Below are 15817 nucleotides of genomic sequence, written 5' to 3'. Positions count from 1 at the left end.
GACATGAAAGGAAAAAAAGAACGGCTCGATGTGCTGCTTGTCGAACGAGGGCTGGCGGAAACGCGGGAAAAGGCGAAGCGAGCGATCATGGCCGGGCTTGTCTATTCAAACGACGTTCGACTCGATAAGCCCGGGGAAAAAGTGCCGGTTGACATTCCGCTTGAGGTGAAAGGCAACCCGCTTCCGTACGTCAGCCGCGGTGGGTTGAAACTGGAAAAAGCGTTGCGCGAGTTTCATATTCGCGTGGAAAATAAAATTGTTCTTGACATCGGCGCGTCGACCGGCGGTTTCACCGACTGCGCCTTGCAGCATGGGGCGAAGCTGACGTATGCCGTCGATGTCGGCTACAACCAGCTTGCCTGGAAGCTGCGTCAAGACGAGCGCGTCGTTGTAATGGAGCGGACGAACTTCCGCTACGTGACGCCGGATCAGTTTACGAAAGGGCTGCCGGAAGTAGCTGTCATCGATGTCTCGTTTATTTCGCTGCGGCTCATTTTGCCGGTCGTCAAGACGGTCATGGTGCCGGGCGGCGATGTGATTGCTCTCGTCAAGCCGCAGTTTGAAGCCGGCAAGGAAAAGGTCGGCAAAAAAGGGATCATCCGCGATCCGAACATTCACGAGGAAGTGCTCGAATCGATCATTCAATTCGCCTGCGCGGAAGGGTTCGATGTTCTTCATTTAACGTATTCACCGATTACCGGCGGCGACGGCAATATTGAATTTTTGCTTCATGCTGCCTATCCTGGAGGAAACCGGGAGGGAGAAAACCGACTGCCAGCATCCGTCGCCGACGTGGTGAGCGAGGCGCATGCCCGATTGCGGGCGGGGAGCGTGGAGCCAAGCGGCAAATAGCGTCGGCGGGACGGACAATCTGCTCTGCACTTTGAAAAGCGGGGAGGTGGCGCAATGTGAACAAAGGGCAAAGGCATATTAAAATTCGCGAAATCATTATGAACCATGACATTGAAACGCAAGACGAGCTTGTCGACCGGCTGAGAGAAGCTGGCTTTAACGTCACCCAGGCGACCGTCTCGCGCGACATTAAAGAAATGCAGCTCGTCAAAGTGCCGATGGCCAACGGCCGCTACAAGTACAGCCTTCCATCCGACCAGCGCTTCAATCCGCTGCAAAAGCTGAAGCGGGCGCTTGTTGATGTGTTTGTGAAGCTTGACGGAACGGGCAACTTGCTTGTGTTGCGGACGCTGCCGGGCAACGCCCATGCCGTCGGCGTCTTGCTCGACAATTTGGATTGGAACGAAATCGTCGGTACGATTTGCGGCGACGATACGTGCCTGATCATCTGCCGTACTCCGAAAGATGCGGAAAAAGTGTCCGACCAGCTGTTGTCCATGCTCTAGGCGAGGACCGGCCCAGCTTCCGTTCCACGTTCAAGGACGGAACGACAGGGCGGTCCTCGTTTGCAAATCCGAACATACGTGCTATAATCAAAAGTGGAATTAATCGGACAGGCAAGGAGTGGTGAAATGCTCGCCGAGCTGTCGATTAAAAATTTCGCCATTATCGAGTCGCTCTCGTTGTCGTTTGACAAAGGGCTGACGGTGTTAACCGGCGAAACGGGAGCCGGCAAATCGATCATCATCGACGCGATTCATTTGTTGATCGGCGGACGCGGCTCCGCTGAATTTGTCCGCTTTGGAGCGGAAAAGGCGGAAATCGAAGGGCTGTTTTTGCTTGATGATGACCGCCATCCGTGCTGGCAAAAATGCGCAGACGTTGGCATCGACGCCAGCGACGGCATGATCGTGTTGCGCCGCGATATTTTCGCCAACGGCAAAAGCGTCTGCCGCATTAACGGCAAGCTCGTCACGACGGCGGTGCTGCGCGACATCGGGGCGACGCTTGTTGATATTCACGGCCAGCATGAACATCAAGAACTGATGGATCCGTCCCGCCATCTGCCGCTTTTAGACGAGTTCGGCGGCCTAGAGGCGGCAGAGGCGCTTGCTCGCTACCGCGCCGTCTACGAGCGGTATGAGGAGCTCGGAAACAAATTGAAAAAGCTGAGCGAAAATGAACAGCAAATGGCGCACCGGCTTGATTTGCTGACGTTTCAGCTGCGTGAAATCGAGCAGGCGGCGCTCGAGCCGGGCGAGGACGAGCGGCTGATGGAGGAAAAAGTTCGCATCGTCAATTTTCAAAAAATTTATACCGCGCTGCAGAAAAGCTATGAGGCCCTCTCCGGAGAGGGACGCGGGCTTGATTCCATCGGGGAGGCGATGCGCCATCTCGATGACGTCGCAGGCATGGATGCAGCGCTCAAAGATGCGCATGAAACGACGGCGAACTGCTACTATTTGCTCGAGGAAGTCATGTACAAGCTGCGCGATCAAATTGAGGAGATGGAATACGACCCAGAGCGGCTCGATGCCATTGAAAGCCGTCTCGCGGAAATCGGGCAGCTCAAACGAAAATACGGGGCGACGATCGCCGATATTTTGCACTATGCCGAGACGATCGCCGAGGAAATCGAGACAATCGAAAATCGCGAAACGCATGTGCATGAGCTTAAGCAGCAGCTCGCTCTGGTGACGGACGAGTTGCTCACGGAGGCGAAAAACGTCACCGCTGTTCGGCAAACATATGCCCGGCGCCTGATTGAGCGCATTCATCAAGAACTGAAAGACTTGTACATGGACAAAACGAAATTTGACATCGTATTTGCCAAGCGCGAAGGATCGCTTGACGCTCCCTTGGTCGACGGCGTGCCGGTTAGGTTCCAAGAAGACGGCATCGATGTCGTCGAGTTTTACATTTCGACGAACGTCGGCGAGCCGTTAAAACCGCTCGTCAAAGTCGCTTCCGGCGGCGAGCTGTCGCGCATTATGCTGGCGTTGAAAACGATTTTTTCCAAACATCAAGGAGTGACGTCGATTGTTTTTGATGAGGTCGACACCGGTGTCAGCGGACGCGTCGCCCAGGCAATGGCGGAAAAAATTTACCGCATCGCCAGCCAGTCGCAAGTGCTTTGCATTTCCCATCTGCCGCAAGTCGCTGCGATGGCGGACACGCACTTGTTGATCGCCAAAGAGACGGATGGGGAACGGACGAAAACAGTCGTGAGGAAGCTCAATGAGGAGGAGAAAGTGAAAGAAATCGGGCGGATGATTTCCGGCGTCGAGATGACGGAATTGACGAAACGGCATGCCAAAGAGCTGTTGGAACTGGCGGCGAAAATGAAACATTGATTCCTGTTTCCCCTGTTCGTCGAGGGGAGGCGCATCCCTCTCAAAGCGGGCCGATTCCGCCTGCCTGTTCTGCCTTGGCGCCCGCTTTCCTTAAGAGAACTACGGTGTTTCATAAAGATAAGCAAAAAGCCGCGCGGCTGTCCGGATGCAAGTCCATCCAATTCCGGGCAGCTTTTTTATCGACAGGGCGATTATATTTTCCCCGGTTCAGGCAAAATTAAAACTGTAACCGTTTTTGCATGGTGTAGGCGGGAGCGAGGAGAGTGGACGACATTGAATAAAGAAACGGCGCGAAAAATCGCAGGAGTGCTTCTCCTTGGTATATTGACGGCCATCGCCTTTTCCAAACCGATGAAGGAATATTGGCAAATTCCGAAGCAGCTTGTCCTGTTTGAAGGCGATGCGGTTGAATTTCCTGCCGCTTCCCTTCCCGTGCAAGCGGCCGTCAATGACCGAAACGCTCCCGAAACGCTCAATATTGAGCGAAAAAACGGTTCTCTGTCTGTAAAGGCGAAACGCCGCGGACATGAAACGATGATGTTGCAGGTTGCCGGAATGCCGATCAAGCAAGTGGATGTCAACGTGCTGCCGACGCTCAAAGTCATTCCCGGCGGACAATCGATCGGCGTCAAGCTCAATACCGTCGGCGTTCTTGTCGTCGGTTACCACCTTGTCGAAACCGAAAACGGGAAAAAATCGCCGGGAGAGGCAGCCGGCATTCAAGTCGGCGACATCATTATCGGCATTAACGGCCAAAAAATCGAAAACATGAGCGACCTTTCCCCTTTCATCGAGGAGGCCGGCAAAACGGGAAAACCGCTTCATCTAAAAATTCTGCGCGATCAGCACTCCATGACGGTGAAGCTCGTTCCGCTGAGAGACAAGCATGACGATGTGTACCGCATCGGCCTGTACATTCGCGATTCGGCCGCCGGCATCGGGACGATGACATTTTACGACCCCAAATCAAAAACATATGGCGCACTTGGCCATGTCATCTCTGACATGGATACGAAAAAGCCGATTGTCGTGCAAAACGGGCAAATTATGCGCTCGACCGTCACATCGATCGAAAAAGGGACGAGCGGCAATCCAGGTGAAAAATTAGCCCGCTTTTCCGACGGCGAAGAAGTGATCGGCACGATCACCACCAACAGCCCGTTTGGCATTTTCGGCAAGCTGATCAAACCACTGCCGAACGGTCCGTTCACAAAACCGATCCCGGTTGCCTTGGCGAACCAAGTGAAAGAAGGACCGGCAAAAATATTGACAGTGGTGGAAAACGACAAAGTCGAGCAGTTTGACGTGGAAATTGTCAGCACCATTCCGCAGAAATTTCCGGCGACCAAAGGCCTCGTGATTCGCGTCACGGACCCGCGCTTGTTAAAGAAAACAGGGGGCATCGTCCAAGGGATGAGCGGCAGTCCGATCATTCAGGATGGAAAACTTGTCGGCGCAGTGACGCACGTTTTCGTGAACGATCCGACATCCGGCTATGGCGTCCACATTGAGTGGATGCTGCAAGAGGCAGGCATCGATCTATACGGCAAACAAAAGAAAGCGAGCTGACAAAGTCGGCTCGCTTTTTCCCGGCAGCCAACATTCGATTCTTGCGTATATTTGGTGAAATGACGAGTGATGATTTGGTCACCATTCATCTCTTCCTGATCATCCCAAGGTCAATGTTTCGAAATGCTGTGAGCGGCTTGATTGATTCCGCCATATTGGTTAGGCTGCCACTAAAAATTTTTCAAAAAAGGCGGCAAAAATTTTGCCGGTTTGGCATAGATATTTGGTGAAACATCCATTAAAATGAAATGTGTAAAGATTTTTCGACAAACGCATCGCTGGTGAAAACGAATATTGTCTAATGAGCTCGTTTTTTGTTATAATTTTTATTTTTTGAAAAATAAAAGGATTTTTTGCCGCTGTTGTCGAATGTACGTTAATGGAATGTTACATAGCAAGAAAAAGTGGGGGAGGACGATCGTTTTGAGCATTAAGGTGTGCATTGCCGATGATAACCGCGAATTGGTGACATTGCTTGACGAATATATCTCGAGTCAGCCGGACATGGAAGTGATTGGCACGGCGTATAACGGCCAAGATTGCCTTCATATGCTCGAGGAAAAGCGGCCGGATATTTTGCTTCTGGACATCATTATGCCGCACTTGGATGGGTTGGCTGTGCTTGAGAAAGTCCGCGCAGGTTGTGAGCATCAGCCGAGCGTCATTATGCTGACGGCGTTCGGCCAGGAGGATGTCACGAAAAAGGCAGTGGAACTCGGCGCTTCCTACTTCATTTTAAAACCGTTCGACATGGAGAATTTGGTCCATCACATTCGGCAGATTCATGGCAAAACGGCGCCGATGGTCAGAAAAACCGGCTCTGCCTACCAGGCGCGCGACAACAAACCGAAAAATTTGGATGCGAGCATTACGAGCATCATCCATGAAATCGGCGTCCCGGCGCATATTAAAGGCTATCTGTACTTGCGCGAAGCGATCGCGATGGTGTACCACGACATCGAACTGCTCGGCTCCATCACGAAAGTGCTCTATCCGGACATCGCGAAAAAATACAACACGACGGCCAGCCGCGTCGAGCGCGCCATTCGCCATGCGATCGAAGTCGCTTGGAGCCGCGGCAACCTCGAATCGATTTCCTCGCTGTTCGGCTATACGGTGAGCGTCTCGAAGGCAAAGCCGACAAACTCGGAATTCATCGCCATGGTGGCCGATAAGCTCCGGCTTGAGCATAAAGCATCGTAAGAGTAAGTGTATCAAGGGTTTGAAGGTATAGTAAAAACCTTCCATACTTACACAACTGACCAATAAATTTCTTAACTATACCTATAAATTCAGAATTAAATATCAACTAACAAAAAACACTTTCAGATTTTATTGACCACCAATAAAATCTGGAGGTGTTTTTTATTTTGAATGATCTTCAAATGCATTTAGATAATTTCTTGCTGTATTGTGATTCAAAAAATTTATCTCGAAAAACACTTGCCAGTTATCAGCAAACTTTACAACTGTTCCTTATTTTCCTTGAACGTGAATGTAAAATCACGAGTATTGACAAGGTGAAGTCGGTTCATATTCGGCAATACATTAGATATTTACGGGAGCGTGGAAAATATACAGTTGTCGCAAATGAAAAAAGCAAAGAAATTAATTATCCCGACAAGCGAAATGATGCAGGGAAAAAAATAAGTGACACGACTATTGCAAATTATCTAAGAAACATCAAAGTATTTTTCAACTTTTTGTATAAAGAACGTGAAATAAAAACTAATCCGTGCGAAAACATCGAGAATATTAAACCGCAGCGGAAGAAAAAACCTTTGCTGACGAGAGAAGAGATAAAAAAGGTACTTAACGCAATGGACATCACAACATTTCACGGCTATCGTACATGGATTCAAACAAGGCTAATACTTGATACAGGAATTCGGGCAAGCGAATGCTGTGCATTGCGCCCTGAACATGTTGATTTTGATACGAAATCAATACTAATCGAAAATCCAAAGAATAAGCAACAACGGTACGTGTATTTTTCATACAAAATGTCTACTGATTTAAAACGCTGGATGAAATATCGAGATCGTTTTTCTGATAGTCCATATCTTTTTCCAACAACAAGAGGAACTCAACTAGACGTTAGAAATTTTGAACGTGCTTTACGTGAAGCAGGAAGAAAAGTTGGCGTTGAAATACATCCACATCAGTTAAGAAATAATTTTGCTAAATATTACCTGTTAAATGGTGGAGACTGGGTTTCGCTATCTCGGATTTTAGGACATTCAAGCGTTGAAGTTACGCAAAAGGCTTATCTTGATTTCACAGATCAAGAAATCGGAAGGAAATACCAAAAACATTCACCTTTAAGCAATTTGGATATTTAAGGAGGTCATAAACAATGAAAACAACCGAACAGCTCAAAACAGTAAAGTTGAGCGACAAAGAGCTTGCGACAATCAAAGCAGCAGTATGGGGGCAAATTCAAAATATCAATCGTGATATCCGTATCGCAAGCGAAGCAGGAAAAGATACATCTATTCTTCTTGAATTAAAACGTGATCTTGAGGAAGTATTTGAAGCACTATCGTTTGCACAATGATTTTTGCACGTCACACACTGTCACAATCAAAAAGAAAATCGGCAAGGTGTTGCAGCACCTTGCCGATTGAGAATGGATGCACTCCATACAAACCTGATACAATTATACACCAATTTTAAAAAAATATACAAGGTGTATTTAGGCGAGTTGCATCCATTCTCACCGAACATATGTTTGTTAAGGGGAGAATGGAGAAATGCGCAAACACACCATCATCGAACACCATCAATTCAAACAAATTCTTCAATATCGTCCTGCCGTTACAAGCGAAGAAGACCGCAACACCATCAAAATGACTATGCTCCGCTCGATTATTCACGCAATCGGTGAAAAATGGGCACGTATGAAAGATGAAACAAAATCAGCTTTAGAATATCTGTGCTTTCTGTCTATTGAGCGTGGCTTTGTCTACGCAGGCTCTAAACACGTTTCTGAACGATATGATATTGATTCGTCTACAGTTAGACGTTACATCGCTTTTCTTGAGAAGAAAGGTGTTATTAAACGCTTATGGCGTTCTAGCACGAAACACAATGGGCGTGGTAAAGCTGTGATTTTTTTGACTGCTCACCCTTACTTCGAGAAGTATTATTATTTTTTCTTTTTGCATGAACAAGCTCATGCACAAACTCATGCACAAGCTGAAATTGTCGAGAATGATAGAAATATAGAGACTTCAGACGAACAAAAAGAGTCTGTACCATATATAACACCAGATTTTAATTATAAAAAGGGTAATAATCATTTAAATGTTAATCATTCGAGCAACAAAGGAACTTTTGTAAAATTTGTCTCTAAAGAAGTGAACCGAATTGTTGCCCACATTTTTGACGCTGAAACCTTGAAAAAAGCATGGGACAGGGTAACACTTGCGTTTAAAAAGGCCGTAAAAGTGTTCGGTAACGTCTTCAGCAACGACGATCGCAAAAAGGTGGCTATTGCTACATTTGTATCACTCAAGCATTACTTCATGCAACGCAGAGGGAAAATGCTGGCAGATGAGATATGCGCTCTTGCGTATTCAATCGCTCACAAGCAATTCGGGCAAATGAAGCGTGAACGTCAGCCAGAGATAGTTGAAACTGTGGAGCAAAAACCTGTACGTACAGAAGCGTTGCCAGATTGGTTTGACAGCTATATACAGAGTTTTAATGCTTACTGTGAAAATATCAAAAAAGAGCAGGAAGAAAAAGTAACTCAAGATGAAATTGAAGAACTGCGTAAACGACTTGCACAATACGCTTAAACGCCCGTATTTGCCCTGTAGAGCTTTCTAGGTGGTGGGGTAATGTTTTATATCCCTTTGTCATTTCTATTCATTACAGGGCAAAATAAGGCGGTCTTGTTCCTTAAAAAATTTTAAAAACAGGGTTGACTAATAATTAGTCATTGTATTATATTTTACTTAAGTAGGATGACTAATAATTAGTCAAAGGGGTTTTTGCATGCACGCATTAGATTATTTTTTCTCGCTTTGGAAATTAAAAAATAAAGATGTTGCTGAATATTTAGGAATACCAGCTCCGCAAATCAATGACTGGAAAAAAGGCAGAAGACCGATTCCTAAACATCATTTAGAAAAACTTTGTGAATTATTCAATATTCCTAAGGAAAAAAGTTATTTATTACAAAAGGAATCACTAACGAAAATAGATCGTCTTGAAATTGAAATCATTTTGTACAAAGCAAAACTAAAAAATTTTGTTGAAGGGGACGATGAGCAGATAAACAAAGCTATTCGCATGAATTTTGAAGCGTATATTGCAGCTTGTGAAAGAAACATTGAGGCATTAAAGGTTCTTAAACAATTAGAGGATGAATTATTCGGATGTTCCCACGTTCCGCAGTTGTTTTACAAAAATCTTGAAAAAGTTAAGTGTTTAATTGAGGAAATTAAAAATGGGATGTAGGATTTTTCATGCTCCTTGACAACTAAATAATTTTTAGAAATTTTAAAAGAAGTCTTGAAAGTCAAAAAAGGTCAAATTATAATAAGGTTAGTTCTAACGTCAAAGAAGGTCAAACTTTTGGGAGGTGATGCCATTGTTGTAGGATGGGGCGGTTGTAGGTATGATGTTCAGTTAAAAATTAATTCGGGGGGAGGAGAAAATGTATGAGTAATTATTACGAACTCGAAGAAATTGAAGAATTAGAAAAGGAAATAAAATTTTTGAGACAACTAATAGCCGATTTTGTTAGCGAAAATGGGCTGAATCAACAATTTATTAATTGGTTGCGAACGAAAAATATAAATGATGATCTTTACAAATACATCGGTTGGCTCATTGTATTACTTTCTGAAAAAGCGGACTCTGATACGATTATTAACTAAGGAGGAAGTGATTTAATGGAATCAGATAACCTTTTCCTAACCGCTTGGGACGATATTGACCAATATGTGGAGTTTTTACATTCCAATGATGGACAAGTGTTGATTGATGAGTATAAACGAAAAAGAAAACGGGGGAATGAATGATGAGTAAATCAATTGAAGCACTAAAAGAAATTTTTAAAGATGAGAAAAGATTAGACGAGTTAAAAGACACCATTTTTAATTTTCTTGAATATGAAACAATTTCATCTGATCCTAATGATTTAATTTATCATGTCCTTTACTTAGATGAAAACGGACAAGTAGGACGTACCGTTCTCTCTAATAACGAATTTTTTAATTCTCAATCTGATTTAGTTGTTCTTGCAACAAAGCAGGAATGGAATCCACTTAATTTCATGGAGCGTACAAAAGATTTTGTTGAATGGATTACAAGTGATATTGAAGATATATACGGTAAAGAACATACTGAACGCTTTTACAAATATTTGCTTCAGAGTTATGAAAATGAAGGAGACACATTAGAAGAAATTATTGATGGTCTCTTCAAAAATGTAATTGATGAAGCACAAAGTTTCTTTGGAGACAATGAAGAAAAGTTATTCAATAAAATTGCTAAAGAAATTCTTCATAATACGGATTCATCTATTCACACAAGTGAAGAAGTCGAAGCTATTATAAAAAGATTAAAAGAAGAACTGCTTCAACAAAATTAATCAAGGGGGAATTTAAATGAACGCAATTCAACTAAAAAATGAACTATATACAATCGAATCCAAAATTAAACAGGACATCATGAATTTTCATCAGCATGTCATGAGTGCGACTCGTGATCTTATTTTCTACGAGCAAACCATTTACGAAAAAATGATGACGTACCTTCTCATGATGAACAAAAAGGAAATGTCACCGAAAGCATTTAAGGAAATGTTAGAAATGGTGATGCAAGGTCGAGAAGAAAAATGGCATATGGTTCGATATTATGCTGAAAATGCCGATTCATACTCAATCTTCAACGTCATTGTGTATTTAAAACGCATATGGCCGGAATATAAGAAGCTACATAGACAGTTTAAACGATTGCGGGCTAAGCTGATTGATGATCTCGGAGAACTTAAAACACTTATCGAATGTATCAAAGCAAAGCCGAAGAAAAATAAACGCACTATGCAAGCACTCGAAACGCTTCACGATCTCCATTATCAAGTACTTGAAGCGCTAACGATTGAACTTGGTACAATTGATTTTCGTAAATATCTCGACTATATGTTCATTGGCGATGCAACTATTTCAAAGAACGAATTCTTGAGTCTTCTCAATCTTGACCGTTCAAAACGCAGTCAAGAAACTATTCGCAATCTTCCAGAACGTATTGACCGTGATACATTTTTAGATGCTGTTTTTGTAGACAAAATTGAAGATGAATGGAACGATACATTTGGGGAAATGATATTCGATTCAGTGATGATTGCAAAAGACCGTGATCCTGAATTGCGGAAACGAATGCTCGATAAGATTGATGAAATCTTTGAGGGAAAATTGCCGATGTACAAAGCAACATATGATGAGTATTTACAGCCAGTGAAATTAGAACGTATGAAACCTAAATTGCGCCTTGTAAAAAAATAAAAAAGACACGTTCTTCAAACGCATCTCTTAATCTAAAAAATATAAAAATTTTTCGCAGAAAATATAAAAAGCCTATTGACAGGCATACTTAACCTATGTTATGCTTGAGGTAAGCACCTTCATGCCTTTTTAGGCACACTTCTAGTATATTATAAAAATTATTTTCTATGCATATTCTACATTAAAGGTGTGAAGGTGTCAACACTATTTTTTAAAAAAGGGGGAATGTAATGAATCAAACGTATTGGGAGAAATCGATCAAAGATTTCTTTAATAACTGGAAGGACATGAAAACACCGCTTCAGCATCCAGAACACTTCAAGAAACCGCAACAAGAGAAAAAACTCTTAACGATTGATGATCTCATACATAAGACGAATCAACAGCTAGTGAAGAAAAAGAAACGTGGCAGACCTAAAAAGAATACATAAGCTGATTAAAAATATACATACTTTGACCTTAACTATATTTGACTATTTGAGGGTGAAAAGGTGCTTCACCCTCAAAATACAACATAAAAACACGATACTTTTACAAAATTTATCGGATATTTATTTTCAAAGGTTGTTGGTTTGGTAAAAGTCTTAACTCCTTACAGATTTGCTTTAGTTTCGGATTTGAAAGGTCATCAATTTCAATGTCATTACATATTTGTAATTGCTCTTCGCTTAGCATTTCTTTAGGAATTAAAATGTCAACGTTTGCTTTTATATGCCTAATTCCAAGTTTCTTTGCTAAATAAGGTCTATGGTTGCCACCCATGCAAACAGAATATTTACCATTTGGAAATCTCACTAAATGTAAATCGCTATAATTTCTAAATTGATATCCATTTTTCTTTATTGATTCGTGTAACCGAAGCAGTTTCTCTTGATCGAGAACTCCTTTATAACTTAAACCAATGATATCTTTTACTTCAACTAGACAAATTCCATAATTGTAATAAAAGTACTGATTATTATACGGTTTGATTAATTCTTCAAAAAAATTCCATCCAGTGTAATCAATTTTCATAATATATCACAACCCTTTACTTTGCAGTATTAACGTTTAAAAGAAGCCCTAAAAGAGCTTCTTAACAAATTAATCAAGCAAGTGTAATGTTTTTGTATTTTAAGTAGTTTTTTAAACTAGCTTCAGCGATTGACAGTTTTACATTTGTATATCTATGCGGTTGAGCAGTCACAATGTGACCCTTTAATTCTTGCTCGATTATCACACAAAGCATATTCGAAACTCTACATAAATGGTCAATAGTATCCAAAAGTTCTAATTCTGTTTCACTAGCATTAGACCGAATATCCCAATGAGTAGCACTTATTTGGAGTTTATTTAGTCTTTCTTGGAAATCTTTCATATCTTCAATAGTAAACTTATCATTTAATCTCATCTTTTGACCTCCTTAAATGAATTTCACTAAACAATATGTTGTTAAGAGGTTGAATAGTATTATAAATTATTAAATTAAAACTGAATTTTAACCAAAAATAAGGGAGGAATTACATGACATTTAAACTAGAAGATTTAAAGCCTTATATTGACCCGAATCAATTCAATCATTTGCATCCAGAAGCGTTTCTTGAAACATTTAATTATATATACGATTTTGTGCAACAATCTCAAGCAATCTATACATACTTACAGAAACATCCTGAATCCGAAATGAAATACATAAAACGGGTGCTTAATTCACCACCCGGACAAGGAAAAACGACAGCTTTACAAACGATCATAAAGATGAATATTACAGATGCGTATCAAAAACATCCGTTCTTACTGGTATTTAATAATGGCGATACGATGAACGCTTTTGTTCAGAACATCTATACATATACCGATATTCCAAAGACCATTCTTGCGGTCGATGATGAAAATATACATACCGTCAAACCCGTGATTCAAGAGTATCAAATGCTCTGTATTACACAGCAACGTTTTAGGGATCTTGCATTAGATTTCGGAAATCGCGAACTCTTCACTAAATATGCACAAAAAGCATATTGGGGTAGATTACCGTCAGACATAAAACTGAAGCATAAATACATACCTAGAACCATTATTGCAGACGAAATGCCTATTTTCTTTGACACGGCAGTATTTGATATCTCATCTGAAAATAACTCGGTGGATTGGTTCGATGAGCTTGCAGAAAACACCGACAACGGAAAACTGATTTCCTTTTACAAAGCGAAAGGAAGGGGACTCATCAACGAATTAATTAACTACGAACTACTCCACTCAGTCGGCAAAACAACCAAAAAACTAATCCGCAAATACGAAGGAACAGATACAGAAAGCGTCTTACGATATATTTTAGATTCACTTAATACTCACGGTGTAGAAATGGAACACTTAAATAAATTCAAATGGTTCAAACGATTGTTGTTTGAAGATGATGTTGGGGCAATTGATCGGAATGGTAAGAAAACAGTTATCCTTTGCTCAAAATACATAGATTACAGTTCATTTGGAAATATACTTGTGCTTGATGGAACGGCAATACATACAAGTGAAGTTTATCGTCATGGAGGATATGACATTGTAGAGGTTAAAAATTATCACAATTACAAAGATCGGTTGACAATTGAATGGTGCAAAATTAATACTTCCAGTTCAGCAAGAAATGATAAAGAGAAGGAAATCAAAGAAAAAATCGCATCTGATATCATATCGAAAAGAAAAAATGGAATAGACGTTTTGCCTATTCCGTCCAAAGAAGATACGAATTTTTATATACAATCCGGTGCCATTACACCTGAACAATATGAACGGTTTTTCAAAGAGAAAATCAATGAAAATGACCAGTTAACTATCAACATACGCAATCTTACAGGAAAAAATGATTTAAATGAATACAATCGCATTGCTCTTTTAAATTTGCCTGTACTACCACCGCAACAATATAAATTACAAGCTATTGCACTGTATGGAACAAATATTGATTTACGATTAGTTCGTGATGTGACAGATAAAGAAGAGCAAAAACTCTACAAGGATCAGTGGTTTGTTGATCCTAGATTGCAAAAGCTATTTGAGCAACAAATGAAAGCCGATCTTTCGCAAATTATACATAGAACAAGCATCCGAAACATTAATTCCGACGCAAAAGTAACAGTTACGTTGTATCATAATAAACCAAAAACAAACAAGCTGCTACAAGAAATTTTCCGTATACCAAATGAAAACATTATTGAAGTTCCATTGCAACAGAATGAAAAATTCAAGGAAAAATGTTACGAGTGGGCTGAACTGGTATATGAATATTTACGGGGTGAGCCGAACAGAAAATTTACAGCAAGAAAAGTAGGTGGGCAACCTTTTAAAAATTTTATAAATAGAAATTGGGATCAGCATAAAACAGAAATTGTAACCATATTTTCAAAGTTTAATATAAAAATCATTCTCAAAAATAATGGATACAAATATTTCATGTTAGTTGATGATGGTGTTTTTGAAAATGTATCAGAAAAAAGTGAATCAAATTTCTATATATAATTCTATATAAAAAAATGATTCACTTTTAATAAATTGCATGTAAATCATTTGCAGTAAATGGGTTTCTGGATTAATTCTTAAAGTTAATAATTGCCGATGTGAGGGGGTGTGGGGGTGGTGCATCGGCAGGTTCTACAACTTTTGTGGAGTGACGCAAGGAACGGAACAAAAGTTGTAGAAGATGGTTAGGTAGCACCCCCACAATCTTGGTACAGATTGGAGGAAAACTAATGTTTGAGAAAATTACCAAAAAAATTGATCCCACTATTCTTGTATTTATTCTTTCAGGTCTTGGATATGCAATAACTTATCTATATCAATTAGGTGTATACCACTTTTATCAGATACCGAGCTTTTTGATGGATATTGATTTAACAAAGATTATTCGAAATGTCTTGTTTGTTTCAATAATTTTTGTTGTTGGGTACGTTATTGATGCATTTTATAAGGAATCAGACCTAAAGAATTATCTAGTTAAGAATATAGTAGAGAAAATTAAAATTATAGAAATGCCGAAATCTTTATCGAATATTTTGCAATTTATTTGTGTTGTTTGCTCTCTTTATTTCTTATCAAAATATTTGAGTAGTGATTTAAAAAATCCCACGTATTTAATTCTATGGATTGTTTCTCAATTAGGATACTTTATTACCAAAAGATATGGTCAAGCTGCGCTGGTTTTATTTATTATATTTATTTTTGCTTATGTATATTATTTAGGTTATAGTCAAGCTTCAACTAAAGATACCTACCTTATGATAAAGGGTACTAATCAAATAGTTGTTGAAGTAAACAAAGATGAGGCTATTCTTATGAAAATCGATAAACATAAAAAAATAATCTACCCAGAATACCAGATATTAAAACTTGAAAGCTCTAAAGTTAACCAATTGAAACTTGAGACTGTTAAAACAGGACGTCTAACGGTTAAGGATTAATTAATTTTTGCTTTAATTTGAAAGGGGTGATTGAGCTTGAGGGTAAATAATTCGCTTTCTTCTTGTTGTTGATAATGAGTCTGCTGAAAGT

The 15817-nt window shown here is 40.7% G+C and carries 18 protein-coding genes; 16 read left to right on the top strand and 2 right to left on the bottom strand.

Going from position 1 to position 15817, the window contains the following annotated elements; translation table 11 throughout:
• Positions 1-3: 3 nt before the first annotated feature.
• The 14 genes from GT3570_RS11595 to GT3570_RS11535 all read left to right on the top strand — a co-directional run bounded on the left by GT3570_RS11595 (position 4) and on the right by GT3570_RS11535 (position 11724).
• Complete coding sequence (locus GT3570_RS11595) at positions 4-852, top strand: TlyA family RNA methyltransferase (protein WP_011231873.1); 849 nt, start codon at positions 4-6, stop codon at positions 850-852.
• A 56-nt stretch (positions 853-908) separates the two neighbouring features.
• Positions 909-1358, top strand: coding sequence for a transcriptional regulator AhrC/ArgR (gene ahrC, locus GT3570_RS11590; protein ID WP_011231872.1), 450 nt, complete (start codon positions 909-911; stop codon positions 1356-1358).
• Between the two features lie 126 nt (positions 1359-1484).
• On the top strand, positions 1485-3206 hold the full coding sequence (recN, locus tag GT3570_RS11585) for a DNA repair protein RecN (RefSeq protein ID WP_011231871.1): 1722 nt from the start codon (positions 1485-1487) through the stop codon (positions 3204-3206).
• 273 nt (positions 3207-3479) lie between these two features.
• Positions 3480-4775, top strand: coding sequence for a SpoIVB peptidase (gene spoIVB / locus GT3570_RS11580; RefSeq protein ID WP_011231870.1), 1296 nt, complete (start codon positions 3480-3482; stop codon positions 4773-4775).
• A 384-nt stretch (positions 4776-5159) separates the two neighbouring features.
• The gene (spo0A, locus tag GT3570_RS11575) at positions 5160-5978 is read left to right on the top strand and encodes a sporulation transcription factor Spo0A (RefSeq protein ID WP_025038882.1); all 819 of its coding nucleotides are present in this window, start codon (positions 5160-5162) and stop codon (positions 5976-5978) included.
• A 167-nt stretch (positions 5979-6145) separates the two neighbouring features.
• Complete coding sequence (locus GT3570_RS11570) at positions 6146-7117, top strand: tyrosine-type recombinase/integrase (protein WP_062898805.1); 972 nt, start codon at positions 6146-6148, stop codon at positions 7115-7117.
• Between the two features lie 14 nt (positions 7118-7131).
• Positions 7132-7332 carry a hypothetical protein gene (locus GT3570_RS11565; protein WP_062898804.1) on the top strand — a complete coding sequence of 67 codons (201 nt, stop codon included), beginning with the start codon at positions 7132-7134 and terminating at the stop codon, positions 7330-7332.
• Between the two features lie 196 nt (positions 7333-7528).
• A complete protein-coding gene (locus GT3570_RS11560) occupies positions 7529-8578 on the top strand; it encodes a hypothetical protein (protein WP_062898803.1) in 1050 nt (349 codons plus the stop codon).
• 199 nt (positions 8579-8777) lie between these two features.
• On the top strand, positions 8778-9242 hold the full coding sequence (locus GT3570_RS11555; protein WP_061912204.1) for a helix-turn-helix domain-containing protein: 465 nt from the start codon (positions 8778-8780) through the stop codon (positions 9240-9242).
• Between the two features lie 203 nt (positions 9243-9445).
• Entirely contained in the window at positions 9446-9664 is a 219-nt protein-coding gene (locus tag GT3570_RS11550; protein ID WP_062898802.1) for a hypothetical protein, read from the top strand.
• Between the two features lie 15 nt (positions 9665-9679).
• Entirely contained in the window at positions 9680-9808 is a 129-nt protein-coding gene (locus tag GT3570_RS19150; RefSeq protein WP_318258037.1) for a hypothetical protein, read from the top strand.
• Positions 9808-10380, top strand: coding sequence for a hypothetical protein (locus GT3570_RS11545; protein ID WP_062898801.1), 573 nt, complete (start codon positions 9808-9810; stop codon positions 10378-10380). Before GT3570_RS19150 ends, GT3570_RS11545 begins: the two co-directional genes overlap by 1 nt.
• Before the next feature lie 16 nt (positions 10381-10396).
• Entirely contained in the window at positions 10397-11293 is an 897-nt protein-coding gene (locus tag GT3570_RS11540; protein ID WP_062898800.1) for a hypothetical protein, read from the top strand.
• A 230-nt stretch (positions 11294-11523) separates the two neighbouring features.
• Positions 11524-11724: a hypothetical protein gene (locus tag GT3570_RS11535; protein WP_062898799.1), complete on the top strand. Its 201-nt coding sequence runs from the start codon at positions 11524-11526 to the stop codon at positions 11722-11724.
• 109 nt (positions 11725-11833) lie between these two features.
• Here the strand turns inward: GT3570_RS11535 and GT3570_RS11530 are convergent, their stop codons facing one another.
• The gene (locus GT3570_RS11530) at positions 11834-12307 is read right to left on the bottom strand and encodes a ParB N-terminal domain-containing protein (RefSeq protein WP_062898798.1); all 474 of its coding nucleotides are present in this window, start codon (positions 12305-12307) and stop codon (positions 11834-11836) included.
• A gap of 73 nt (positions 12308-12380) precedes the next feature.
• Positions 12381-12683: a hypothetical protein gene (locus tag GT3570_RS11525; protein ID WP_062898797.1), complete on the bottom strand. Its 303-nt coding sequence runs from the start codon at positions 12681-12683 to the stop codon at positions 12381-12383.
• Between the two features lie 113 nt (positions 12684-12796).
• On the opposite strand from GT3570_RS11525, the gene GT3570_RS11520 reads away from it, so the two are divergent.
• Together GT3570_RS11520 and GT3570_RS11515 are read left to right on the top strand one after the other, a co-directional pair.
• Positions 12797-14788 (top strand): hypothetical protein, encoded by a 1992-nt coding sequence (locus GT3570_RS11520; RefSeq protein ID WP_062898796.1) that lies wholly within the window; start codon positions 12797-12799, stop codon positions 14786-14788.
• Positions 14789-15018: 230 nt separating this feature from the next.
• Positions 15019-15726 carry a hypothetical protein gene (locus GT3570_RS11515; protein ID WP_062898795.1) on the top strand — a complete coding sequence of 236 codons (708 nt, stop codon included), beginning with the start codon at positions 15019-15021 and terminating at the stop codon, positions 15724-15726.
• Positions 15727-15817 lie beyond the last annotated feature (91 nt).

This window comes from Geobacillus thermoleovorans (assembly GCF_001610955.1).
Taxonomy (GTDB): Bacteria; Bacillota; Bacilli; order Bacillales; family Anoxybacillaceae; genus Geobacillus; species Geobacillus thermoleovorans.
Note: the sequence above shows the minus strand (reverse complement) of the source record. Positions and strands in the feature narration are given on the sequence as shown.

Coding starts and splice junctions, on each gene's coding strand:
- GT3570_RS11595 (WP_011231873.1), top strand. CDS start 4: ATGAAAGGAAAAAAAGAACGGCTCGATGTGCTGCTTGTCGAACGAGGG.
- recN (WP_011231871.1), top strand. CDS start 1,485: ATGCTCGCCGAGCTGTCGATTAAAAATTTCGCCATTATCGAGTCGCTC.
- spo0A (WP_025038882.1), top strand. CDS start 5,160: ATGTTACATAGCAAGAAAAAGTGGGGGAGGACGATCGTTTTGAGCATT.
- GT3570_RS11565 (WP_062898804.1), top strand. CDS start 7,132: ATGAAAACAACCGAACAGCTCAAAACAGTAAAGTTGAGCGACAAAGAG.
- GT3570_RS11560 (WP_062898803.1), top strand. CDS start 7,529: ATGCGCAAACACACCATCATCGAACACCATCAATTCAAACAAATTCTT.
- GT3570_RS11555 (WP_061912204.1), top strand. CDS start 8,778: ATGCACGCATTAGATTATTTTTTCTCGCTTTGGAAATTAAAAAATAAA.
- GT3570_RS11550 (WP_062898802.1), top strand. CDS start 9,446: ATGAGTAATTATTACGAACTCGAAGAAATTGAAGAATTAGAAAAGGAA.
- GT3570_RS19150 (WP_318258037.1), top strand. CDS start 9,680: ATGGAATCAGATAACCTTTTCCTAACCGCTTGGGACGATATTGACCAA.
- GT3570_RS11545 (WP_062898801.1), top strand. CDS start 9,808: ATGAGTAAATCAATTGAAGCACTAAAAGAAATTTTTAAAGATGAGAAA.
- GT3570_RS11540 (WP_062898800.1), top strand. CDS start 10,397: ATGAACGCAATTCAACTAAAAAATGAACTATATACAATCGAATCCAAA.
- GT3570_RS11535 (WP_062898799.1), top strand. CDS start 11,524: ATGAATCAAACGTATTGGGAGAAATCGATCAAAGATTTCTTTAATAAC.
- GT3570_RS11530 (WP_062898798.1), bottom strand. CDS start 12,307: ATGAAAATTGATTACACTGGATGGAATTTTTTTGAAGAATTAATCAAA.
- GT3570_RS11525 (WP_062898797.1), bottom strand. CDS start 12,683: ATGAGATTAAATGATAAGTTTACTATTGAAGATATGAAAGATTTCCAA.
- GT3570_RS11520 (WP_062898796.1), top strand. CDS start 12,797: ATGACATTTAAACTAGAAGATTTAAAGCCTTATATTGACCCGAATCAA.
- GT3570_RS11515 (WP_062898795.1), top strand. CDS start 15,019: ATGTTTGAGAAAATTACCAAAAAAATTGATCCCACTATTCTTGTATTT.